This is a genomic window from Pseudocolwellia sp. AS88, from assembly GCF_030551755.1.
Classification (GTDB): domain Bacteria; phylum Pseudomonadota; class Gammaproteobacteria; order Enterobacterales; family Alteromonadaceae; genus Pseudocolwellia.
On record NZ_JAUPEC010000009.1, the window covers coordinates 121,656 to 145,180 of the forward strand.

Below are 23,525 nucleotides of genomic sequence, written 5' to 3' on the forward strand. Positions count from 1 at the left end.
ATGCGCCATTGGATTAGATAAAGGAAAGTATAGACTATACTTTCCTTTAATGCTTATTTTAGTTGTTATTAGCTTTTAGCGTTTTTAAACGCTTCTGCCATAGCACTTAAACCAGAAGTATCTTCAGCAGATTGGTTCAATGAATCCATAGCTTCACGCTCGTCTGCTTGGTCTTTAGCTTTGATTGATAAGCTGATTGTGCGGTTCTTACGATCTACACCAACAAACTTAGTTTCAACACTATCACCTACAGATAATTCAGTTGTCGCATCTTCGATACGTTCACGTGAAATATCAGCTACACGTAAGTAACCTTCAACGCCTTCAGCTAGTTCAATCTTAGCGCCTTTAGCATCTACTTCAACAACCTTACCATTAACAATAGCACCTTTTTTGGTGTCTGTCAGATACTGGTTAAACGGATCGTCTTCAGTTTGCTTAACGCCTAAAGAAATACGCTCACGCTCAGGGTCTACTTGTAATACAACAGCTGAGATTTCATCACCTTTCTTGTATTCACGAACAGCTTCTTCACCGCCAGCCCATGAAATATCAGATAAGTGAACTAAACCGTCAATGCCGCCGTCAAGACCAATGAAGATACCAAAGTCAGTGATTGACTTGATCTTACCTGATACTTTATCACCTTTGTTGAAGTTCTTAGCAAACTCTTCCCAAGGGTTCGGGATACATTGCTTAAGACCTAGAGAAATACGACGACGTTCTTCGTCAATTTCTAATACCATTACTTCAACAGTATCACCTAAGTTAACAACTTTAGATGGGTGGATGTTTTTGTTAGTCCAATCCATTTCAGAAACGTGAACTAAACCTTCAACGCCTTCTTGGATTTCAACAAAACAACCGTAGTCAGTTAAGTTAGTTACGCGACCAGAAAGTTTAGCACCTTCAGGGTAACGCTTAGCAATAGCTACCCATGGATCTTCGCCTAACTGCTTCATACCTAATGAAACACGTGTACGTTCACGGTCAAATTTAAGTACTTTAACTTGGATTTCGTCACCAACATTTACGATTTCGCCTGGGTGCTTAACGCGTTTCCAAGCCATATCTGTAATGTGTAGTAAACCGTCAATGCCGCCTAAATCTACGAATGCACCGTAATCAGTAAGGTTCTTAACGATACCTTTAACTTCTAGGCCTTCAGCTAATGACTCTAATAATGCATCACGTTCAACACTGCTTTCAGATTCGATAACAGCACGACGAGAAACAACAACGTTATTACGCTTTTGATCAAGCTTAATAACTTTAAATTCTAAATCTTTACCTTCAAGGTGAGCTGTATCGCGGATTGGACGAACATCTACTAATGAGCCAGGTAAGAAAGCACGAATGTTGCTAACTTCAACTGTGAAGCCACCTTTAACTTTACCGTTGATAACACCGATAACAGTTTCTTTTTCTTCGTATGCTTTTTCAAGCACTTGCCATGCTTCGTGACGTTTTGCTTTTTCACGAGAAAGTATTGTTTCACCAAAACCATCATCAGTCGCATCTAACGCTACGTCAATCTCGTCACCAACACTAATTTCAATCTCACCAGCAGTGTTTTTGAATTGGTCGATTGAGATAACGCTTTCAGATTTTAAACCTGCGTCAACTAAAACGTTGTCTTTATTGATAGCAACCACGGTTCCTTTGATAATAGAACCTGGACGTGTTTCGATTTCTTTTAAACTTTCTTCAAAAAGTTGTGCAAAATTTTCAGTCATAATAATTATATGAACTCAGCTTGTAATCCAATCAACATACATGTTTCATGGGGTTGTTAATAATGCCCAGCGTATCCTTACATTAGGCTTAAAGTAGTATTACGTTGTTTTTTTAGTTAAATTTACTGCAAAAGACAATATTTTATCGACCACGGCATCTACAGAAATATCTGTAGAATCAATAACTAATGCCCCTTTAGCTGCGATTAATGGTGCAACATCTCTGTTCTGATCTCGCTCATCACGCTGACGTATGTCATCTAAAAGGCGCCCGATTTTAACATCTTGCCCTTTATCTTTCAACTGTTTAAATCTTCGCTCTGCTCTTTCTTCGGCACTTGCCGTCAAGAATATTTTAACTGCAGCGTCAGCAAAGACGATAGTCCCCATATCTCGTCCATCAGCAACTAAGCCAGGAGAAACTTTAAATGCACGTTGTCTTCTTAATAAAGCTTCTCTTACTCGAGGAAAAGCAGCAACCTTAGAAGCAAGCTTACCTATTTCTTCGGTACGAATAGTGTCAGTAACATTCTCCCCTTCAAGGATAACTTTACTTTCTCCATCACTACTTATTTCAAATTGCACATCTAAATGTGCTGCCATAGGGATCAGCGGTTCTTCTTCAGTTACATCAACTTGATGATAATGAGTCGCTAAAGCCAAAACGCGGTAAATTGCACCACTATCAAGTAAGTGCCATCCAAGCTTTTCTGCAACTATACGAGCTACAGTGCCTTTACCAGCGCCACTAGGTCCGTCAATAGTGATTACTGGAACGTTTTGCTGCATACATCTTTCTCCTAATGTCAAAAATCGGCGTGATTATACGGGATTTCACCCTCTAAATCGCATAAAATTTTATTTTTTAACGTTTCTAGCAAGAAACTTGTGCTAACTTATCAAAATAGTCAGGGAATGTTTTTGCTGTACATTTAGGATCATTAATCGTTACAGGTGTGTCACTCAATGCAATAAGAGAAAAGCACATAGCAACGCGATGATCATTATAAGTATCTATTTCAGCATGCTTTAATGAAGCTGGTGGAGTTATAGTAATAAAATCTTCACCTTCTATTACTTCTGCTCCTACTTTTCTAAGCTCTGTTGCCATAGCAGTAAGACGGTCTGTTTCTTTAACACGCCAGTTATAAATGTTACGAATACTTGTGGTACCTTTGGCAAACAATGCTGTTGTTGCAATTGTCATTGCAGCATCAGGGATATGATTCATATCCATGTCTACAGCAGTAAGTGGTTTACCTATAACAGTAATTGATTCATCATTCCATTTAACCTCTGCGCCCATTTTTTCGAGAACATCAGCAAAATGCTTATCACCTTGAACGCTTAATCGACCTACACCATGTACCGTAATTTCTCCGCCTTTAATCGCACCAGCAGCTAAAAAGTACGATGCTGATGAAGCATCCCCTTCTACCATATATCTATCTAGGGCTTGGTAAGTTTGATTACCTTGAACTGTAAACGACTGATAATCATTATTTTGCACTTTAATACCAAATCTAGACATAATATCAAGTGTAATATCAATATATGGTTTTGAAACTAAGTCACCCTTAATATCGATATTGGTATCACTTTTCAATAAAGGTGCAACCATTAATATTGCAGTTAAAAACTGGCTAGATATTGAACCATCAATGCTTACTGTATTACCTGTTAAAGCTTTGCCAGATATTTTTACTGGTGGATAGTCTTTATTTTCAAGGTATTCGATATCAGCATCTAATTGAGCTAATGCATCAACTAAATGGCCAATAGGTCTTTCTTTCATTCTTGGTTCGCCAGTTAATACAAATTCTCCTTCACTTGCAGCAAGTGCTGCACATAAAGGACGCATTGCTGTACCCGCGTTACCTAAATATAATTCTAGTGGCTTATCCGTTTTGAAAAAACCATTATTACCCACTACAGTACATTCTGTACCGCAATCACTTAGCGTATACTTAATGCCTAGTGTAGTTAAAGCATTGAGCATATGTTCAATGTCTTCACTAACAAGTAAGTTAGTAATTTTAGTTACACCATTTGCTAATGCGGCGATTAATAAAGCGCGATTAGATAAGCTTTTTGAACCTGGTAAAAATATTTCACCATTAATTTTTTCAATAGGATTTAATGTTAACTGCTCCATTCTATCCATTCTCCTGTGCAAACTTTTTCATGAACGTAACTAATGCTTCTACACCTTCATAAGGCATAGCGTTATATATACTTGCACGCATACCACCTACCATACGATGGCCTTTTAAAGCAGTTAAGCCTTGCTCAGCTGATTCAGTTAAAAACTTCTTGTCTAATTCTTCATTGACTAACCAAAAAGGAACATTCATGGTGCTACGGAATTCTTTTGCAATTTTATTTTGATAGAAATCGCTTTCATCAATGTAGTTATATAAAAGCTGGGCTTTTTTGGCATTCACTTTTTCAATAACGTCAACACCACCTAAGTCAGTTAACCAGTCGAAAACTAGACCTGCTAAGTACCATGCATACGTAGGAGGCGTGTTATACATAGAATCGTTATCAGCTAACGTTTTATAATTCATGATGCAAGGTGTCGCTTTAGGAGCATTGCCTAGAAGATCTTCTCTTACAATAACGATAGTTAACCCTGACGGACCTATATTCTTTTGAGCGCCAGCGTAAATGAGACCAAACTTAGAAACATCAAACTTTCTTGAAAGGATTGTTGACGATAAATCAGCAACTAAAGGTATACCGTTAGTTTCAGGAAGATCAAAAATTTCTACGCCATCAACTGTCTCATTCGGGCAATAATGTACATAAGCTGCATCAGATGATAAAGGCCATTCCTTCAAAGGAAGAATTGTTTTTTCATCTTCGGTTTCATGAGTTACATCGATAACATTAACTTCACCAAAATTAGCCGCTTCTGCTGCTGCTGATTTTGACCATGAACCTGAAACGATATAATCAGCTTTTTTACCTGCAGGTAATAAGTTTAAAGGAACTGCAGAAAACTGCCCTCTACCACCACCATGACAAAACAATACTTTATAGTTAGTTGGAATATGCATTAATTTTCGCAGTGTCGCTTCAGCTTTGGCTGCAACAGCAATATATTCAGGGCTGCGATGACTCAGTTCCATTACAGAACTACCCATATCGTTCCAATTAATAAATTCTTGCTGTGCTTTCGTCATTACATCGACAGGCAGCATTGCAGGACCAGCACAAAAGTTATAAACACCAGACATTATAAAATTAACCTTTTGAAATTTCGTTATATTAATAGGTATGCAGAATGAATAAATTAAACATACCTATACACTTTATTTTTATTGCCAACTTAAACATAAAAAAGAGCGGTTAAACCGCCCTTTTATTTTATTGTATGACAGTTGTTATTCTGTATCTTCACCCACTTCGTCAGTTGCCTCACTTTCAGGTGAGTCTACAACTACATCAGTATTAACTTCTGCTGCTGGAGTTCCTTCTGCAACCGTTCCATCAATAACATCGTCAGATTCGTCAGACTGAATCTCATCAATACGTTGTAATGCAACAACTAATTCAGTTTCAGAAGTACGAATAATACGAACACCTTGAGTGTTACGTCCAATAACACTAACTTCGTTTACACGAGTTCGTACTAGAGTGCCGTTATCTGTGATCAACATAATTTCGTCTTGCTCTTCAACTTGAACAGCACCAACAACTTTACCGTTACGCTCACTCACTTTGATTGATACAACACCTTTAGTTGCACGACTCTTAGCTGGGTATTCTTCTAATGCAGTTCGCTTACCAAAACCATTTTCAGTAATAGTTAAGATTGGACCTTCATTGTTTGGAACAATAAGAGAAACAACTTTTTCGTCATTTTCTAACTTCATTCCACGAACACCTGTTGCGTTACGACCTACAGGTTTAACAACAAAGTTTTCATCTTCAGGCTTTTTCTTACCTTCAGTAAAGCGTACCACTTTACCAGCATCAGAAAATAGCATGATGTCGTTATCGCCATTGGTAATATTAACACCGATTAACGTATCGTCTTCACGTAAATTAATAGCAATAATACCATTAGCTCTAGGACGAGAGTATTCTGTTAAACGTGTTTTCTTAACAGTACCTGATGCAGTAGCCATAAAGATAAACTTGTCTTCTTCATATTCGCGTACAGGTAAAATAGCGGTAATTCTTTCATCAGATTCTAAAGGAAGAATATTAACAATTGGACGTCCTCTAGCCGTTCTGCTTGCTAATGGTAATTGGAATACTTTAAGCCAATACATTCTGCCTTTGTCTGAGAAACAAAGAATAGTGTCATGCGTGTTAGCAACAAGAAGCCTTTCAATGAAATCTTCTTCTTTCATCTTAGTAGCAGCTTTACCTTTACCACCACGACGCTGTGCATCGTAATCAGCTAAAACTTGGTACTTAACATAACCTTCGTGAGAAAGTGTTACAACAACATCTTCTTCAGTGATTAAGTCTTCCATTGATAAATCATGAGAAGCATCAGAAATTTCTGTTCTACGCTCATCACCAAAATCATCACGGATAACTTCTAATTCTTCACGAATAACTTCCATCAAACGTGCCGGAGTCGCTAAGATGTGTAATAACTCAGCAATAAGGTCAAGTAACTCTTTATATTCACTTAAGATCTTCTCGTGTTCTAGACCCGTTAATTTATGTAAACGTAAATCTAAAATAGCTTGAGCTTGAGGAACTGTTAAGAAGTACTTGTTATCTCTAATACCAAATTCATCTTCAACCCATTCAGGGCGAGCAGCATCATAACCGGCAGCTGAAAGCATTTCTGCCACATTGCCTAATTCCCATCCTTGAGAAACAAGCTTTTCTTTTGCTTCACTTGGTGTAGGAGATTGCTTGATTAATTCTATGATAGGATCGATATTCGCTAGTGCAATCGATAAACCTTCAAGAATATGTGCTCTTTCGCGTGCTTTACGTAGCTCGAATATAGTACGACGAGTTACCACTTCACGGCGATGTAGTATAAATGCTTCAAGCATTTCTTTTAGGTTGAATAATTTAGGCTGACCATTAGTCAATGCCACCATATTTAAACCAAAAGACACCTGCATTTGAGTTAGTTTGAATAGGTTATTTAAAACAACCTCTCCTACCTCACCACGTTTAATTTCTATAACCATGCGCATGCCGTCTTTATCAGACTCATCACGTAAAGCAGAAATACCTTCTAAACGTTTTTCTTTAACAAGCTCTGCCATTTTTTCAATTAAGCGGGCTTTGTTAACTTGGTAAGGTAACTCATGAACGATGATAGTTTCTTTACCAGAGTTTTCATCAACTTCTATTTCAGCACGAGCACGGATTTTTATTTTTCCGCGACCTGTTCTATAAGCTTCTTGAATACCCGCACGACCACTGATAATACCTGCAGTTGGAAAATCTGGCCCTGGAACATATTCAATCAATTCTTCTACTGATAAGTCGCTATTTTCGATAAGCGCCAAACAAGCATTAATAACCTCAGTTAAATTATGAGGAGGAATGTTGGTTGCCATACCTACCGCAATACCTGAAGTACCGTTAACTAATAAGTTAGGGATACGCGTAGGCATTACCGCAGGGATATGTTCAGTACCGTCATAGTTTGGAACAAAATCGACGGTTTCTTTATCTAAATCAGCAAGAATAGAATGTGCAATTTTCGACATTCTAATTTCGGTATAACGCATTGCAGCAGCTGAATCGCCATCTACAGAACCGAAGTTACCTTGCCCATCTACCAGCATATACCTTAGTGAAAAAGGTTGCGCCATACGTACAATGGTATCGTATACAGCAGTATCACCATGAGGGTGATATTTACCAATTACGTCACCAACAACACGAGCTGATTTTTTATATGGTTTATTGAAGTCATTACCTAGTACGTTCATAGCGAATAAAACGCGACGATGCACTGGTTTTAATCCATCACGAACATCAGGTAATGCACGGCCTACGATTACGCTCATTGCGTAATCTAAATAGGAGCTTTTTAATTCATCTTCAATATTTATTGGAGAAATATTGTTAGCCAAATCGGTCATAAATCGATGGTTCCCTTAACTTAGAACAAAATCAGAATTTTCGAAATTATAGTTATAATTAACACGGCATACTAACATAAAATTTCACAAGACAATACTGCTTTATCAACCTAGATTTTATTCCAATAAAATTATCGGTTAAATAGTGATAACTCAATGTTTTATAATATAAAAATTAACGTCTAAAAATGTAGTATATTTGAACAATAAATTGAACATAAATAGCCTCGTTTATATTTCATCCAATCAATTAAAGCTAATCGTATAGATAAATATAAAAATGACAAATTGAAACAATTAAACGGCTAATCAACTAGGTTTGCATATGATTTTGATTTAGAATCATCTTAATAAAAATATTTAGCTAGAGCCTAATAAAATGTCTGATAATGTTAATGTAAATTTTGATGAAATTGAGAAGTTTGAAAAAGTTGCAAGTCAATGGTGGGATCTAACAGGTGACTTTAAACCACTTCATCAAATAAACCCTCTTCGTCTTCAGTTTATTATCCAACATATAGAAAATGTTTTTGATAAAAAAATGATAGATGTAGGTTGTGGCGGCGGCATACTAAGTGAGAGCTTGGCCAAATTAGGTGCTAATGTTACAGGTATTGATATGGGGGAAGAGCCTCTTAATATTGCTAAGCTTCATTCACTAGAATCTAATGTTAAAGTTGACTATCAAAAAATTACTGCTGAAGAAAAAGCTTTACAATGTCCAGAAACATTTGATGTTGTTACTTGTATGGAGATGTTAGAACACGTTCCTGACCCAGCTTCGATAATTGCTGCATGTGCAAGTATGGTTAAACCCAATGGCTTTGTTTTCTTTTCAACATTGAACAAATCAATTATGTCTTACCTAATGGCTATAATAGCAGCTGAAAAAGTGCTTAAGATAGTTCCTGATGGCACACATGATCACAAATCATTCATTCGCCCTTCTACATTAATTGCATGGGCTGAAGAAAATAACTTAAAGTGCATTGATACCGCTGGTATTCATTACAACCCAATAACAGAAAACCATAAGTTAACTTCAAACCTAGATGTTAATTACATCTTATGTTTTCAAAAGGTGAGCTAGATAACTTATGAAGAAACATAAAGGCGTATTATTCGATTTAGACGGCACTCTATTAGACACAGCAAATGATCTAGGTAAAGCATTAAATTATGTCTTAAAGTCTAAAGGCCTTAAAACAGTTGATAGGGAAATTTATCGACCTGTGGCTTCCGATGGTTCAAAAGGTTTATTAGAATTAGGTTTTGGCGATCGTCTTTGCGAATTTGATTTTGAACAACTAAGAGTTGCATTTCTAAACTATTACCAAGAAAACATCGCTATTCATACATGTCTCTATCCAGGTATTGAAGATTTACTATCGTCATTAGATGACCTAAATATCCCTTGGGGCATAGTAACAAATAAGCCAGAATATTTGGCTCAAATCTTAGTACCTCAATTCTCACAATTTAAGCAATGTAAAACCTTAATAGGCGGCGATACCTTACCTGAACGTAAACCTCACCCTGCTCCTGTATTATTTGCAGCTGAAAAAATAAAGTGTGCTCCAACAGATTGTATTTATGTAGGCGATGCTCCCAGAGATATTGAGTCTGGAAACAGAGCAAACATGCATACAGTTATCGCACAATGGGGATACATTTTAAATAAAGATGAATGTAAAAACTGGCAAGCTGATGTAATAACCCTTAACCCTTTAGATATACTGGCGACGATAAAATAAACAAGTATTCAATTTATGTATTATTTGCTAAAAAATCAACTTAAGCTAAACACAAACGGTTGTTGAAAATACAAGCAAACAAAACCTTTTTTAAAAATAAATTAAGAGCGTAATTAAACTTAAAAAAAGCATTGCGTTCTTTATAAATCAAAAATAAAAAGCCTTACTAAGTTAGTTGTTACTAACACAATTTTTCATAGCTTAGAAAGTGATTAAATACATGAAATTTTAACACTTGCATTAGCCATGAAACCTCACTATCTTGTGATCTGTTTTTATAAAACCCCAAGATGTAGTGTATTTATTACACATCAGCACTAGTGGTTAATATAATAATTGTAAATGTTCAACACTGAACATATGGAACTATAAATTACTAACAGGTCTTTCATGAATAACCACCTTTTTGTTACCAAGCGCAATGGCGAAAAAGAACCAATTGATCTAGAAAAAATCCATAAAGTTATCGACTGGGCAGCTGAAGGTCTTGATAACGTTTCTGTATCTCAAGTTGAATTGAAATCACATATTCAATTTTACGATGGTATTAAAACAGAAGATATTCATGAAACGATTATTAAGTCGGCTGCTGACTTAATTTCCGAAGAAACACCTGATTATCAATTCTTATCAGCGCGTTTAGCTATCTTTCATTTAAGAAAGAAAGCTTACGGTAAGTTTGAACCACCTAAACTTTATGATCACGTAATTTCTCTTGTTGCCTCAGGTAAATATGATCAACATTTAATTGCTGATTACACTAAAGATGAATTTGAAGCGATGGAGCAATTTATTGATCATCGTCGAGATTTAAACTTTAGTTATGCCGCTGTTAAGCAGTTAGAAGGTAAGTACCTTGTTCAAAACCGCGTAACGGGTGAAATCTACGAGAGTGCTCAATTTTTATATGTTCTTGTTGCAGCTTGTTTATTTGCAAAATATCCACAAGAAACTCGCTTAAAGTACATTGAAGGTTTCTACGACGCGATTTCTCTTTTCAAAATATCGTTACCTACACCAATTATGTCTGGTGTAAGAACACCTACTCGCCAATTTTCATCGTGTGTACTGATTGAATGTGGCGATAGCCTAGACTCTATTAATGCAGCTTCAAGCTCAATCGTTAAATATGTGTCGCAACGTGCCGGCATTGGTATTAATGCTGGTAGAATACGTGCATTAGGTAGCTCAATTAGAAATGGTGAAGCCTTTCATACCGGTTGTATTCCATTCTTCAAACACTTTCAAACAGCTGTTAAAAGTTGTTCTCAAGGTGGTGTACGTGGTGGCGCAGCAACGTTATTTTACCCACTATGGCATTTAGAAGTTGAAAGCTTATTAGTATTAAAAAATAACAGAGGTGTTGAAGAAAACCGTGTTCGCCATTTAGATTATGGTGTGCAGTTCAATAAAGTAATGTACCAACGCTTAATTAAAGGTGAATCAATCACTTTATTTAGTCCAAGTGATGTACCTGGTTTATATGATGCGTTTTTTGAAGACCAAGATGAATTTGAAGCCCTTTATACTAAATACGAAGCTGATCCAACTATTCGTAAAAAGTGCATAAAGGCAATTGAATTATTTACTTTATTTGCTCAAGAAAGAGCGAGTACAGGTCGTATTTATCTACAAAATGTTGATCACTGTAATACTCACAGCCCATTTGATCCGAAGCAAGCACCGATTAGACAAAGTAACCTTTGTTTAGAAATTGCTTTACCAACGCAACCAATGAATGACATTAATGATCCAAATGGTGAAATCGCCCTTTGTACCCTTTCTGCATTTAACTTAGGTGCGATTGAAAGCTTAGACGAACTTGAAAGCTTAGCTGATTTAGCTGTACGTGCTTTAGATAACTTACTTGATTATCAAGATTACCCAATGCCTGCAGCTAAAAATGCAACGGTTGGAAGACGTACATTAGGGATAGGTGTTATCAACTACGCTTATTACTTAGCTAAAAATGGATTGTATTATTCTAATGGTAGTGCGAACAACTTAACTCATAAGACTTTTGAAGCAATTCAATATTACTTATTAAAAGCAAGTAACAACTTAGCGAAAGAAGTTGGTGCTTGTCCTAAGTTTAATGAAACTCGATTATCAAAAGGCATCTTACCAATTGATACCTACAAAAAAGAAATCGATAACATTGTTAATGAATCACTACATTTAGATTGGGAAACATTACGTAAAGACATTATGGAGTTTGGTGTAAGAAACTCTACTGTTTCAGCATTAATGCCTTCAGAAACGTCTTCTCAAATATCTAATGCAACTAACGGTATTGAACCGCCACGTGGCCTTATTAGTATTAAAGCCAGTAAAGATGGCATTTTAAAACAAGTTGTACCTGAGTATGCAAGATTAAAAGATAACTACGAATTACTTTGGAATATTCCTAGTAACCAAGGTTACCTAGAGCTAGTTGGTATCATGCAAAAGTTTGTTGACCAAACAATTTCAGCAAATACTAACTATGATCCTTCTCGATTCGAAGGAGGAAAAGTACCGATCAAACAAGTACTGAAAGATATTTTAACCGCCTATAAACTAGGTGTTAAAACAATGTACTACCATAATACACGAGACGGTGCTGACGATAGCCAAGTTGAAGTAGAAAGCGAAGACTGTGAAGGCGGCGCGTGTAAGATTTAATGAGTACTTGTTACTAACATAGCTGTAACAAAGTGTGCTCGTAATGTATTTATATCAAACTATAATTTGATATCTTTAGGAAAAATAAATGACATATACAACTTTTAATCAATCGGCTCATAACGCTTTATTAGAGCCAATGTTTTTCGGGCAAAGTGTAAATGTGAGCCGTTACGATCAACAAAAGTTTGTAAATTTCGAACGATTGATAGAAAAGCAATTAAGTTTTTTTTGGCGACCTGAGGAAATTGATGTTTCTAAAGATCGCTCTGATTGGCAAGGCCTTACAGATTCAGAAAAACATATTTTTATTTCTAATCTAAAGTATCAGACATTACTTGATAGCATAGCTGCACGCTCTGTTAACGCGGTTTTACTTCCATTGGTATCTATACCTGAACTTGAAACTTGGGTTGAGACTTGGGCATTTAGTGAAACAATTCATTCGCGTTCTTATACTCATATTTTAAGAAACTTATTTACAGATCCTGGTGAAGTGTTTGACGATATTGTAGTTAACCCTGCCATATTAAATAGAGCCGCCAGCATCGCAAAATACTTTGATGATGTAATACTGACAACACAATTACTACAATCTCAAGGGGAAGGTACTTATGAGGTAAATGGTAACAGTATTGAAGTTTCTACACGTAAACTTAAAGAACGTTTATATCTTGCTGTATGTTCGGTTAATGCATTAGAAGCAATTCGTTTTTATGTAAGCTTTGCATGTTCTTTTGCTTTTGCAGAACGAGAATTACTTGAAGGTAATGCGAAAATCATCAAATTAATTGCGCGTGATGAAGCTTTACATTTAACAGGAACACAAACCATTCTTAATTTATGGAGTAATGGGCAAGACGATCCTGAAATGAAAGAGATTTGCCAAACGTTAAAAGAAGAAGGTCGTCAAATATTCTTAGATGTTGTAGAACAAGAAAAAGAATGGGCTGAATACTTATTTAAAGATGGTTCAATGATTGGTGTTAATGCTGAAATTTTAAAGCAGTACATTGAATATATTAGTAACCAAAGAATGAGTGCTATTGGTTTAGATGCTCCTTTTGCCATTAAAACTAATCCATTACCTTGGATTAATTCATATTTATCAAGCGATAATGTTCAAGTAGCTCCTCAAGAAACTGAAATTTCAAGTTATCTTGTAGGTCAAGTGGACTCTTCAGTTTCATCTGACGATTTTGATGACTTCGATCTATAATTTATTCATGTCAAACATAGCATTAGCATGCTGATTAATAGGTACTACCAAGAATGAAAGATGCTAATGCTAGTCCATCTATCTCCTGCTCTGATGATAATCTTATAAAAATTTCTGTTGAAGGCTCAACGGTTCATTATAAAAATAATGATCAGACACTTTTAGAGTGTTTAGAAGGTGAAAACCATGAAATTCATTATCATTGTCGAGATGGATATTGTGGTGCCTGCCGAATAACATTAAACAGTGGTGACATAGACTATTTCAAAGGTGAGCCACTAGCATACGTGGGGGAAGGTGAAATACTTGCATGCTACTGCAAACCTAAAGGTGACATAGATATCACCTTACTTTAAGGTTTGTTAGTAAACCAAGATTAGGATAGGTAGATAATAAAGCTATATATCATCAGCTAGCACCGTTTCAATACCGTTTACTACTTTCAAAAATTCAGGCTTAAACGCATCAAACAACATCTGATACTGACCTTCATTAGACTCATTTATAGCAATATCTAAAAGCTTAACTCTCTCAAAAAGATCCATAGCACCAATAGAACATGAAACGCCTTTTAGTGTATGAACTAAGCGCTTGCAGTTATCTTTATCAAACTCAGTTAATGCTTTTTGAATATTATCTGCATCTTTTGCATGATCTTCATAAAACATTAACAGGATCTCTTTGTATAAATCTTTATCACCTAATACATTTCCGACACCAATGTCGTAATCAATACCTGGAAATGGAGATTGTTGGTTTTCCGTGCTTTGAACATTCAATAACTCGTCCTCACTATTATTAATTTTTATAGCATCGTTCGCTTTGTTTATAGATATTTCGAGATTTTTTAATGTGGCTTTTATTGTTATATCTGACGTTTTATCTATTTCAATACAATTTCGACCTGATTCTTTTGCTATATATAAATGCCTATCAGCTTCTCGTAATATATCTTCAAAAACTAAATGGGCTCCCTTATTCTCGGCTAAACCAATACTTACGGTTATTTTAAGTGGGATATCTTGATTATCATCACAATTAATAAATATAGTATGCTTTTCAATAATATTCCTGAATCGTTCAAATGCGCTAAATGCATCATCTACAGAAATGTTTGACATACACACTGAAAACTCTTCGCCACCTACACGACCTAAAGCGTCATAGCCTCTAAAGCAGTCGTCTAATATTTGTGAAAACTCAACTAATACTTTATCACCAGCTTCATGCCCATAGGTATCATTAATACTTTTAAAGAAATCAATATCAAGCATACCTATAATAATATTTTTACCTTCCCTATTCGCTTGCTCAACAATATTAATGGCTTGTGACTCAAAAGAACCTTTATTTGGCAAACCGGTTAAAAAATCTGTATTGGCAAGTGATTCTAAAGCTTTAGTTTTTTCAAATAAACGTAACGATGTTTTTATACGTGCTAGTAATACTTTTGAAATATAAGGTTTAGTAACATAATCATCAGCCCCTAAGTCAAGTGCTGAAACAATCTGATCTTCATCATCTGAAGACGACAACATGATAATAGGAATGTGTTTATATTCAGGTATTGATTTTAACTTTTTAAGCATTTCTAAGCCTGATATTCCAGGCATATACATATTTAAGAGTATTAGATTAATATTATTATTTTCGAGCAACTGAAATGCATCACTGGCCGATTCAGCTGTTATGACCCCATAGCCTTCTTCTGAAAGATCAAAGTCTAAAAGCATTAAGGAGTCTTTGGCATCATCAATTGCTAAAATTTTATAGTTACTTTCGGTTTTCACTCATATTCCTAACAAGTTTAAAACTCATAATTTAACCTTATCAACAAAGTATTATGGGTATTAAGATCGCACTTTGAACTTTGCTCGTCTACCAAGCGTAAGTCACTTCCACTAGTGTGCCATTATTTTTATAAACTAAGGTTTCACAAAGCTGCTCTAATAAGTATATTCCACGCCCGCTTAATTGATTTCTAGCATCTCGAGTTTTTAGCTTTTCTCTATAAAGTTCAACATCAAAACCACTACCGCTATCTTTTACAATAATTTTAATTCGACCTCCACTTGGAAGTGGATGAAAGCTCAACTTAATATCTACAAAGCCGTCTTTTAATTGAGATAACCTTGACTCTCGTTCATTAAAATATAGAACAAAACCTTCAGCGGTACTTTTCAAATCAGAACTTAATCCTAAAACACCGTGGTCTAAAGAATTAATAAACAATTCAGTTAGTATAGTAAACAAATTCTGCCAATGTTCAGATTGACCTTCAATTTCAGTAATTTGATTTAGCGCCATAGGTATTGGATTTATTTTACCTAACCTTGAACCGGCTAATTTTAATTGCCAATCCCAAGCGCTTAGCGACTCAGTTAAATCCTTCTCTGGTAATATTTTTTCGTCAACATTAACTGTGGTTGCAGTCTCTTCAACGTTCTTTGTTGTATCCCAATTTGAACAAGGTATATCTATTAATGAGATGTCATCTTCTTGAGGCATATCCTCACAGAAGTCCATAACATCTTTTAAAACCGTCTTACTGACATTTTTTGCTTTGATACCTTTAATTAACGAGCGTTCAAAACGATCAAATTCGAACATTTCGCCGTCGATATTTCTCGCTTCTACAATACCGTCACTGATCAATTCAATTCTGTCTGTCGGATCTACAGATAATACAGTTAAACCTGTATCAGGTAATAAACTGGGCATAACTCCCATTGGAGGATGTGATGACGGGATCTTATGTTTTATTTCACCTTCAGTAGATAATATATAAGCGTCTGGAAGACCACCATTAAATATATAAACAGATTTATCATGTTCCGATACAGTGACAAATACTGCACCAAGAAATAAGTCTGAGGGTAATAAATCATAAAGCTGTTTATTAATTTGGGTAATAATATCGATTAAAGAAAAACCTTTCTGCGTCATCGCTCTAAAAGTCGAAGCTAAAGGAATAGCTCCAATAGAAGATCGAAGACCATGACCGGTAAAATCACCTAACATGACGTTAAGATTGCCATTTGGACATAATGCGGTGAGTTGAATATCACCACTAAATAAAGCAGCAGGTTTCTTTACAATACCTATTTTATCTAACGCAAAATTCCTAGCTTCAATCACACCAGACATTAGTTGCTCTGCTAATTCAGCATCTTTTTGCTGTTCTTGTTGAAGTGATTTTACATTGCCGTATAAATCGATAATCCTTTGTATAGATTGTATCTTTGCTTTAAATACCTCAGGTGAAAATGGTCTAACAAGAATACCATCGCCTCCGACTTTAACACTCTCAATAAAAGCTTTTTCGGTATCATCACTGGTTATAAATATTAATGGGCATAATGCATCACTCGATAAACTTTTTATCTTAAGTGTTGCTTCATAGCCATTCATGACAGGCATGTTAATATCCATTAAAACCAAATCTGGCTTATGTTGGATATACATATTTACAGCTTCAGAACCATCATTAGCTATTATTACGCGATAACTTTCCTCTTCTAAATACTTCTGCAATACACGACATTGCATTTTAGAGTCATCAACAACTAACGCTACTCTTGTTTCTTGAATAGTAGAAACATTTGGCATGCTTAATACTCTATCTTTAATAACCGATGAAATTGAGCTATTTCTAGTATTTTGTTCACTGTATCGCTAGGTTTTCTTATGGTTACAGTACCTGAAAGTACTTCCGCGTGATCTTTCAATAGCAAAATCATGCCTAGAGCCGAGCTATCCATATATGATGTTGATGACAAATCTAGAACAAACTCTGTATTATTAGTTTTTACATTAATGTAGGCATCTCTAAAGGCTTGATGTAATGAAAAGTCAAAGCGCTCTTCTATCCTAATAATCAATTGATTATTTTCTTTTGACAAATTAACTTTTATAGCCATTTCTTATTCCTTAATATTTATAAATTTATTTAAAAAAGATCAATATCACCTTCATCCATTGATGATTGTGATACAGAACGTTGATTATTAATTTTATTAGTCTTATCAGTTACATCATGGCAATTTAACAGAATGTCTTGCAAGGTATTAGTAATATTTTTATCTGATAAATTAATCATTGAGAGTTTATGACTGATTGAAGTTAAATTATCCAAATTATATTTTAATGAGGTAAGTGTTTGATTCGTCAGGTCTTCAAATTGTAATGACCTCACACCTATTGATACTGTGTCATTTATTTGAGGAGTTAACCCTGCTAGATTATCAATTATTTCACTACTTTCTTTATTAATTCTTGCTACATTAACGACCATATTGCTAACGTTTTCTTTAGATTCTAAGGTTGAAGTCATATCAGCAGAGGCCATAACTTCTACAGAATCTCGCAGATTTCCTATTATAGTTTGTGTCTTAAATATTTCTTTTCGAATATCGTTATTTAATTCAGTAGAATTAACAGATAAAGACCTTACTTCAGAAGCTACTACAGCAAAGCCACGCCCAGCATCGCCAGCTCTTGCTGCCTCAATAGCGGCATTCAACGCTAATAAATTTGTTTGACTGGCTAGGTTTTCAACCTCTGCTAATAAATTAAAAATACCATCAAGTTGTTTAGACATTTCTTCAGTGAAAGACATAGCTTGTAAGCTCTGTTTACTGGTGGTTATAATAACATTTACAAATTCTTCTAGTGTTCGACTTGAATCATTAACAAAGTCTTCTAATGAAGTTTCCTTTTCATCACCAATATTCCGGTGATTATTAATAACGCGGTTCATCATTTGCTGTTGTTCACAACTCAAGCTTTGTAAATGTTTAAAACTTTGTGATAAACCCTCTGTGGCATCCCTTACAAGAGTATTGGTACGGTTTATCTCATTATCAATCACAGATACCTGCTGATCTACTAATTCGCTGATCTGTTCCAAGGTTGTGTGGATAAGTTTATCACTATCACTTTGTGATCTTTCCGTATATTTAGGAACATTTTCATCTTTTATACGGGTAAAAATTGCAGTTTTTCTCGATACAAAAATAAAATATAATAAAACTAACGAGACAGTAAGTGCCATCAAGAAGCTTATGACACCAAATCCACTATATAATACGTGAGCTAATTGGCAAATCGAAATAACAAAACCTATCAATAAAAGTGTCATGGCTTTAATTTTCATTCTTTAATTCCTTCATCCCTGTTCTATCTAATAAGGCATAACTCAGTAACTCGGTAGCTATATTGGATAAATCAGTTTGTCTTGTATGTGCGTTTAACTTAAATGCAGCGCCAGGCATCCCCCAAATCAAACTACTTTGTTCTGTTTGAATAGTTGTCATACCTTTATTTTCTTTCAGGTTAAGTAAGCCCTTAGCACCATCCCTCCCCATTCCAGTTAATAAAATGGCATGAGTATTTTCAGCTATAGGAATTAATGAATTAAATAAAACATCTACTGCAGGTTTATGTCGATTAACCTCTGGTGAATCCTCCAAAATGCAAAACAGACTCCCTCCTTTACTCTCAACTTTTAGGTGTAAATCTCCGGGAGCTATGTAAACATTCCCCTCTTTAATTTTTTGTCCATGTTTGGCCTCTTGCACCTGCATTTTACAACTCTTATCCATTCTTGCGGCAAAATGCGCGCTAAAGACTTTAGGTATATGAAGAGTAATCAAAATAGGCGGACAATTTTGGGGTAACCCTGATAACACTTTTTTAATTGCTTCAGTGCCACCAGTTGAAGCCCCTATTGCCACTAAATGATTTCTACGTACACAACCTGAAAACGGTAATTGCTCACTTGATACATTAGAGGATAGACTAGTTTTATGATTTATTTGGGCTGCGTGTTTAATTTTGCTGATTAGAGTTTCTTTAAAGCTTCCTTTTGTTGAAAGTAGCTCTTGAAAACTTGGCTTAGCAATAAAGTCTATTGCGCCTAACTCTAAAGCTTTAAGAGTAACTTCAGCACCTTTAGTTGTTAATGTAGATAGCATTAATACGGGCATTGGCCTTAAGCGCATTAAATTTGCTAAAAAGGTGATCCCGTCCATTTTTGGCATTTCCACATCTAAAGTAAGCACGTCAGGATTTAATTTCTTGATTAAATCTCTCGCTACAAAGGGATCTTTTGCTTCGCCTACTACTTCTATTTCTGTTTCATCTAAGAGCACTTCTTTTATAATGCTACGTATAACTGATGAATCATCAATAATAAGTACTTTACTTTTATCCAATTCAAAATCCTTATTATGAATTAAAATAATTCTACATCACCAGAAACATCATCTTTATTGAGGCTACTGCTGTATGCTGTTTCGCGATTTACAATGGTATCGTTGTGCATATTTTCGATTGCTTTAACAAATGCACGGCCTGTTTCAGGGAAAAACATGACTTTACGTGGGTGAAATTCGCCTAAGTTAGAACTTTCGATAAGTATATTTTCTGTTGCTAAGTACGAAAGTACAAAGTCAATGTTTCGCTCTCCAACGTCAGACATTCCTTTTAAAACCTTTCCACCACCAAACACCTTTGCGCGTAAATTGAAGCGCCGGCCACCATTTTTTAAAATAAGATTAATTAAATGTTCCATGGCAAAATTACCGTAACGCGTTGCGTCCGATGTTAAACCTCTTTGCCCCCAATCAACTTCATGTGCCTGCTGTGTAGTTAATGGCAACATAAAATGATTCATACCACCAATACCCGTTCTGTTATCCCAAATACATGCCGAAACACATGAGCCTAAAGTTGTTGCAATCCCAACATTTTCTCGAGTAATGTAAAATTCTCCAGGTAATATTTTAGCAACAACCATTTCTCTATCTTTGTCCCAGTAATGATTAATATGCTTAAACTCGGGTAAGCATCTTTTTATACATTCATCTACTTGAGCATTAGTTTTTTTATAAATATTCATCACATATACTCTGCTGAACTTTTTAATTTAACTTTCTGAAAATTGTACGACCAACATTTTCAAAATGCTGTTGAAAGACTCCAAGATTTTCACTATGACCTAGTATTAACAATCCATTAGGCGCCAACAAATTATGAAATCTCTCAAAAAGCTCGAGTTGCGTCTTCTTATCAAAATAAATGAGAACATTACGACAGAAAATCACATCAAATGGACCTTTCATTGGCCATTCATTCATTAAGTTGAGTTCTTTAAAAGTGATTAAACTTTGAATATCTGGCGTTGTTTTAACTTTATTACTGTTAATTCCCATACCTCTCGAAAAGTATTTTTTCACAAGGTGCTCTGGAATATCTTCAACACCTTTGTATTCATAAATACCTTCCTTACCGGTGTTTAGAACATTACTGTCTATATCTGTTGCTAATATTTTAACGTCCCAGCTGTTGAGCAATGACTTTAAAGATTCTTTTACAGTCATTGCAATACTGTATGGTTCTTCGCCTGTAGAGCTAGCACTGCACCAAATGCGCATTCGTTTTGAACCTTTTTTGATTAAATTAGGCAACTCATGCTGAGCTAAATAATCAAAATGGTGTTCCTCTCGAAAAAAACTGGTTAAATTAGTCGTAACAGCATTAATAAAATAACGTTCTTCTCCATCTGGATCAGATCTCAATAACTGACAATAGTCAGAAAATGACTCAAGATGACGGTCTCGTATTATTCGCGTAAAACGGCGGTACACCATTTCCCTTTTTGTATCGCTTAGGACAATTCGAGATTTCTTATAAACATAATTACAAACAAAATCAAAATCATCATCACTGAGCTTTTGCTTAGTCTCTCTTGAATCAGTCATCGTGATGGCCTAAAACTCTTCCCACTCTTGATCTGAAGGTGTTGTCACACGTGATGAGTTTACTCGAGAAGCCGATGGAGCCTGAGATCTTGCTTTATTTTGTGGTGAACCTCCTCTTACTGACTGAAGATTTACGACTTGATTAGGATTTGAATTATATGACTGTCCTTCTCCTGTATTGAAGAAAGCAACTTGATCTAATAAAGATTGTGATTGTTCTTCCATTGATTTACTTGAAGCTGCAGCTTCTTCAACAAGAGCCGCATTTTGCTGAGTCATTTCGTCCATTTGGCTAACAGCTGCGCTTACTTCACCTATTCCTGCTGATTGCTCTTTACCTGCACTATCAATATCGCTGATCATCTTACTAACTTCTTCAATCGAGCTAACAAGTTCGGAGAATGTTTGACCTGTTTCATCAACAAGTTTAGTACCTTGCCCTACAGCTTCCACACTATCATTAATCAATCCTTTTATTTCTTTTGCAGCTCCTGCTGAACGTTGAGCTAAATTACGCACCTCTGCTGCAACAACCGCAAAACCACGACCTTGTTCTCCTGCTCGAGCAGCTTCAACAGCCGCATTTAATGCAAGTAAATTGGTTTGAAAAGCTATTTCGTCAATAACACTGATAATATCGGCAATTTTCTTACTCGATTTGTTTATATCACTCATGGCGGTTATTGCATTTTTAACTACTTCACCGCCATTAGTTGCCTTAAGCATAACGGAAGTAGATAATTTACTCGCTTCCGTCGCATTTTCAGCATTCTGTTGAACCGTACTGGTTAATTCTTCCATGGCAGATGCTGTTTCTTCAAGACTAGAAGCTTGTGACTCTGTTCTATGACTTAATTCATTGTTTCCTGCCGCAATTTCTCTTGCTGAATCAAATACATTAGTAGAAGCTTTTCTAATTTCATCCACCATTGAATTAAGTACATCAATCACTTCATTAATAGAACCACCGATAATATTAAATTCACCCACAAGTTCTGTATCTATCCCTTGCGATAAATCACCTTTAGAAATAGTTATTAGTGTTTCTTTAATTTGAGCGATTGCATTTTTTCTACCGGTTATATCAGTGGCATATTTCACAACTTTAAAAGGTTTACCATTTAAATCTAAAATAGGATTGTATGAAGCTTGTATCCATACTTCCTTACCTGCTTTACCTATTCGTTTGTATTCATTACTGTCGTACTGACCTCGGTTCAGGCTTTCCCAAAAAGCAGAATACTCATGGCTGGCTTTGTATTCATGCTCTATAAACATACTATGATGTTGGCCTTGTACTTCTTGAAGTGTATAACCAACAGCATTTAAGAAATTATCATTAGCGGTAATGATTGTTCCATCCATGTTAAATTCGATAACAGCTTGTGATTTACTGATTGCGCTTATTTGGCCTGCAAAATCAGCATTTGTTAACTTTTGTTCTGTGACATCTGTTGCGTACTTGATAACTTTAACGGGTTTACCATCTTCATCTAAAATAGGATTGTAAGAAGCCTGTATCCATATTTCTTGCCCACCTTTACCAAGACGCTTGTATTCAGCAGTCTCATACTGACCTCTGTTTAAACCTTCCCAAAAAGCCTTATACTCAGAGCTCGTTTTATAATTAGGTTCAACGAAAAGACTATGATGTTGCCCTTGAATTTCTTCAAGTGAATAGCCCATTGCGTTCAAAAAATTATCATTAGCGGTGATGATGGTACCGTCCATGTTAAATTCAATGACCGCCTGTGATTTACCTATTGCATCAATCTTCGCTAACAACTCTTTATATTCAGCTTCGTTAACTTGAATTTCTGTTGAATTTTTATCTTGGTTCATTTTGTCTGTATCCCCTTTGCTTTGAACTGTATCGTTTACAATAGATTCGTCGATAAACGGATTTATAAGAACATGAGTTAATGATTTCTTAATCACTGAAATCCACGCTTTACGAAGCGTGATTGTGAATTTTTTATCAGAAGAAACTTCTATAGACTGAATAAAAGCATCTTGTACTATTTCGTAATACCTTGGTTCTAATTGCGATTTACTATGTTGAAAATGTAGATTATCAATCTTAACTTTGAGCACTTCTGGTTCAGATAAAAGATCAATAACCTCATTAAGGCTCAACACCAAGGCTGAATAAGTTGTATTATTAGCTAGTTCAATAGCAGAAAAAAATGAGAGGTTTGTTTCTGCTAATTTTTGATAGAAGACTTTAATGGCTTCGCATGCACGAGGTTCTAATTTAGCCCAACTTTCTTGCACCAAAATTGATTGCTTTACAGTCATAGAATCATTCTCTT

General features: G+C 35.5%; 18 protein-coding genes. 5 read left to right on the forward strand and 13 right to left on the reverse strand.

Annotated features, from left to right (window positions below):
- Nucleotides 1-68 precede the first annotated feature (68 nt).
- From rpsA to gyrA, 5 genes are all read right to left on the reverse strand, one after another.
- The gene (gene rpsA / locus Q5N69_RS08655) at nt 69-1,736 is read right to left on the reverse strand and encodes a 30S ribosomal protein S1 (protein WP_304368480.1); all 1,668 of its coding nucleotides are present in this window, start codon (nt 1,734-1,736) and stop codon (nt 69-71) included.
- Nucleotides 1,737-1,835: 99 nt separating this feature from the next.
- On the reverse strand, nt 1,836-2,525 hold the full coding sequence (cmk, locus tag Q5N69_RS08660) for a (d)CMP kinase (RefSeq protein ID WP_304368481.1): 690 nt from the start codon (nt 2,523-2,525) through the stop codon (nt 1,836-1,838).
- Between the two features lie 85 nt (nt 2,526-2,610).
- Entirely contained in the window at nt 2,611-3,891 is a 1,281-nt protein-coding gene (gene aroA / locus Q5N69_RS08665) for a 3-phosphoshikimate 1-carboxyvinyltransferase (protein WP_304368482.1), read from the reverse strand.
- Between the two features lies 1 nt (nt 3,892).
- Nucleotides 3,893-4,978 (reverse strand): 3-phosphoserine/phosphohydroxythreonine transaminase, encoded by a 1,086-nt coding sequence (gene serC, locus Q5N69_RS08670; RefSeq protein ID WP_304368483.1) that lies wholly within the window; start codon nt 4,976-4,978, stop codon nt 3,893-3,895.
- A 147-nt stretch (nt 4,979-5,125) separates the two neighbouring features.
- Entirely contained in the window at nt 5,126-7,813 is a 2,688-nt protein-coding gene (gyrA, locus tag Q5N69_RS08675; RefSeq protein WP_304368484.1) for a DNA topoisomerase (ATP-hydrolyzing) subunit A, read from the reverse strand.
- Nucleotides 7,814-8,192: 379 nt separating this feature from the next.
- Here gyrA and ubiG point away from each other — a divergent pair, with 379 nt between their 5' ends.
- The 5 genes from ubiG to yfaE all read left to right on the forward strand — a co-directional run bounded on the left by ubiG (nt 8,193) and on the right by yfaE (nt 13,806).
- Entirely contained in the window at nt 8,193-8,903 is a 711-nt protein-coding gene (gene ubiG / locus Q5N69_RS08680; protein ID WP_304368485.1) for a bifunctional 2-polyprenyl-6-hydroxyphenol methylase/3-demethylubiquinol 3-O-methyltransferase UbiG, read from the forward strand.
- Nucleotides 8,904-8,910: 7 nt separating this feature from the next.
- Nucleotides 8,911-9,567 carry an HAD-IA family hydrolase gene (locus Q5N69_RS08685; RefSeq protein WP_304368486.1) on the forward strand — a complete coding sequence of 219 codons (657 nt, stop codon included), beginning with the start codon at nt 8,911-8,913 and terminating at the stop codon, nt 9,565-9,567.
- Between the two features lie 390 nt (nt 9,568-9,957).
- The gene (nrdA, locus tag Q5N69_RS08690; RefSeq protein WP_304368487.1) at nt 9,958-12,231 is read left to right on the forward strand and encodes a class 1a ribonucleoside-diphosphate reductase subunit alpha; all 2,274 of its coding nucleotides are present in this window, start codon (nt 9,958-9,960) and stop codon (nt 12,229-12,231) included.
- A gap of 88 nt (nt 12,232-12,319) precedes the next feature.
- Nucleotides 12,320-13,450 carry a class Ia ribonucleoside-diphosphate reductase subunit beta gene (nrdB, locus tag Q5N69_RS08695; protein WP_304368488.1) on the forward strand — a complete coding sequence of 377 codons (1,131 nt, stop codon included), beginning with the start codon at nt 12,320-12,322 and terminating at the stop codon, nt 13,448-13,450.
- 53 nt (nt 13,451-13,503) lie between these two features.
- A complete protein-coding gene (gene yfaE / locus Q5N69_RS08700; RefSeq protein ID WP_304368489.1) occupies nt 13,504-13,806 on the forward strand; it encodes a class I ribonucleotide reductase maintenance protein YfaE in 303 nt (100 codons plus the stop codon).
- A gap of 42 nt (nt 13,807-13,848) precedes the next feature.
- Here the strand turns inward: yfaE and Q5N69_RS08705 are convergent, their stop codons facing one another.
- The 8 genes from Q5N69_RS08705 to Q5N69_RS08740 all read right to left on the reverse strand — a co-directional run bounded on the left by Q5N69_RS08705 (nt 13,849) and on the right by Q5N69_RS08740 (nt 23,511).
- A complete protein-coding gene (locus Q5N69_RS08705; RefSeq protein ID WP_304368490.1) occupies nt 13,849-15,240 on the reverse strand; it encodes a diguanylate cyclase in 1,392 nt (463 codons plus the stop codon).
- Between the two features lie 88 nt (nt 15,241-15,328).
- The gene (locus Q5N69_RS08710) at nt 15,329-17,059 is read right to left on the reverse strand and encodes a fused response regulator/phosphatase (protein WP_304368491.1); all 1,731 of its coding nucleotides are present in this window, start codon (nt 17,057-17,059) and stop codon (nt 15,329-15,331) included.
- A 2-nt stretch (nt 17,060-17,061) separates the two neighbouring features.
- Nucleotides 17,062-17,370, reverse strand: coding sequence for an STAS domain-containing protein (locus tag Q5N69_RS08715; protein WP_304368492.1), 309 nt, complete (start codon nt 17,368-17,370; stop codon nt 17,062-17,064).
- Between the two features lie 29 nt (nt 17,371-17,399).
- A complete protein-coding gene (locus Q5N69_RS08720; RefSeq protein WP_304368493.1) occupies nt 17,400-18,605 on the reverse strand; it encodes a methyl-accepting chemotaxis protein in 1,206 nt (401 codons plus the stop codon).
- Entirely contained in the window at nt 18,595-19,665 is a 1,071-nt protein-coding gene (locus Q5N69_RS08725; protein ID WP_304368494.1) for a chemotaxis response regulator protein-glutamate methylesterase, read from the reverse strand. Before Q5N69_RS08725 ends, Q5N69_RS08720 begins: the two co-directional genes overlap by 11 nt.
- Before the next feature lie 20 nt (nt 19,666-19,685).
- Nucleotides 19,686-20,351, reverse strand: a complete 666-nt coding sequence (gene cheD / locus Q5N69_RS08730) for a chemoreceptor glutamine deamidase CheD (protein ID WP_304368495.1) — start codon at nt 20,349-20,351, stop codon at nt 19,686-19,688.
- A gap of 22 nt (nt 20,352-20,373) precedes the next feature.
- A complete protein-coding gene (locus Q5N69_RS08735; RefSeq protein WP_304368496.1) occupies nt 20,374-21,213 on the reverse strand; it encodes a protein-glutamate O-methyltransferase CheR in 840 nt (279 codons plus the stop codon).
- Nucleotides 21,214-21,222: 9 nt separating this feature from the next.
- A complete protein-coding gene (locus Q5N69_RS08740) occupies nt 21,223-23,511 on the reverse strand; it encodes a methyl-accepting chemotaxis protein (RefSeq protein WP_304368498.1) in 2,289 nt (762 codons plus the stop codon).
- Nucleotides 23,512-23,525: the final 14 nt, after the last annotated feature.

Bases quoted from the DNA above. Each gene is read 5' to 3' on its own strand.
- cheD (WP_304368495.1), bottom strand. From the start codon at position 20,351: ATGAATATTTATAAAAAAACTAATGCTCAAGTAGATGAATGTATAAAA.
- Q5N69_RS08720 (WP_304368493.1), bottom strand. From the start codon at position 18,605: ATGAAAATTAAAGCCATGACACTTTTATTGATAGGTTTTGTTATTTCG.
- nrdB (WP_304368488.1), top strand. From the start codon at position 12,320: ATGACATATACAACTTTTAATCAATCGGCTCATAACGCTTTATTAGAG.
- Q5N69_RS08715 (WP_304368492.1), bottom strand. From the start codon at position 17,370: ATGGCTATAAAAGTTAATTTGTCAAAAGAAAATAATCAATTGATTATT.
- Q5N69_RS08685 (WP_304368486.1), top strand. From the start codon at position 8,911: ATGAAGAAACATAAAGGCGTATTATTCGATTTAGACGGCACTCTATTA.
- serC (WP_304368483.1), bottom strand. From the start codon at position 4,978: ATGTCTGGTGTTTATAACTTTTGTGCTGGTCCTGCAATGCTGCCTGTC.
- nrdA (WP_304368487.1), top strand. From the start codon at position 9,958: ATGAATAACCACCTTTTTGTTACCAAGCGCAATGGCGAAAAAGAACCA.
- aroA (WP_304368482.1), bottom strand. From the start codon at position 3,891: ATGGAGCAGTTAACATTAAATCCTATTGAAAAAATTAATGGTGAAATA.
- Q5N69_RS08710 (WP_304368491.1), bottom strand. From the start codon at position 17,059: ATGCCAAATGTTTCTACTATTCAAGAAACAAGAGTAGCGTTAGTTGTT.
- gyrA (WP_304368484.1), bottom strand. From the start codon at position 7,813: ATGACCGATTTGGCTAACAATATTTCTCCAATAAATATTGAAGATGAA.
- Q5N69_RS08740 (WP_304368498.1), bottom strand. From the start codon at position 23,511: ATGACTGTAAAGCAATCAATTTTGGTGCAAGAAAGTTGGGCTAAATTA.
- rpsA (WP_304368480.1), bottom strand. From the start codon at position 1,736: ATGACTGAAAATTTTGCACAACTTTTTGAAGAAAGTTTAAAAGAAATC.
- yfaE (WP_304368489.1), top strand. From the start codon at position 13,504: ATGAAAGATGCTAATGCTAGTCCATCTATCTCCTGCTCTGATGATAAT.
- Q5N69_RS08735 (WP_304368496.1), bottom strand. From the start codon at position 21,213: ATGACTGATTCAAGAGAGACTAAGCAAAAGCTCAGTGATGATGATTTT.
- ubiG (WP_304368485.1), top strand. From the start codon at position 8,193: ATGTCTGATAATGTTAATGTAAATTTTGATGAAATTGAGAAGTTTGAA.
- cmk (WP_304368481.1), bottom strand. From the start codon at position 2,525: ATGCAGCAAAACGTTCCAGTAATCACTATTGACGGACCTAGTGGCGCT.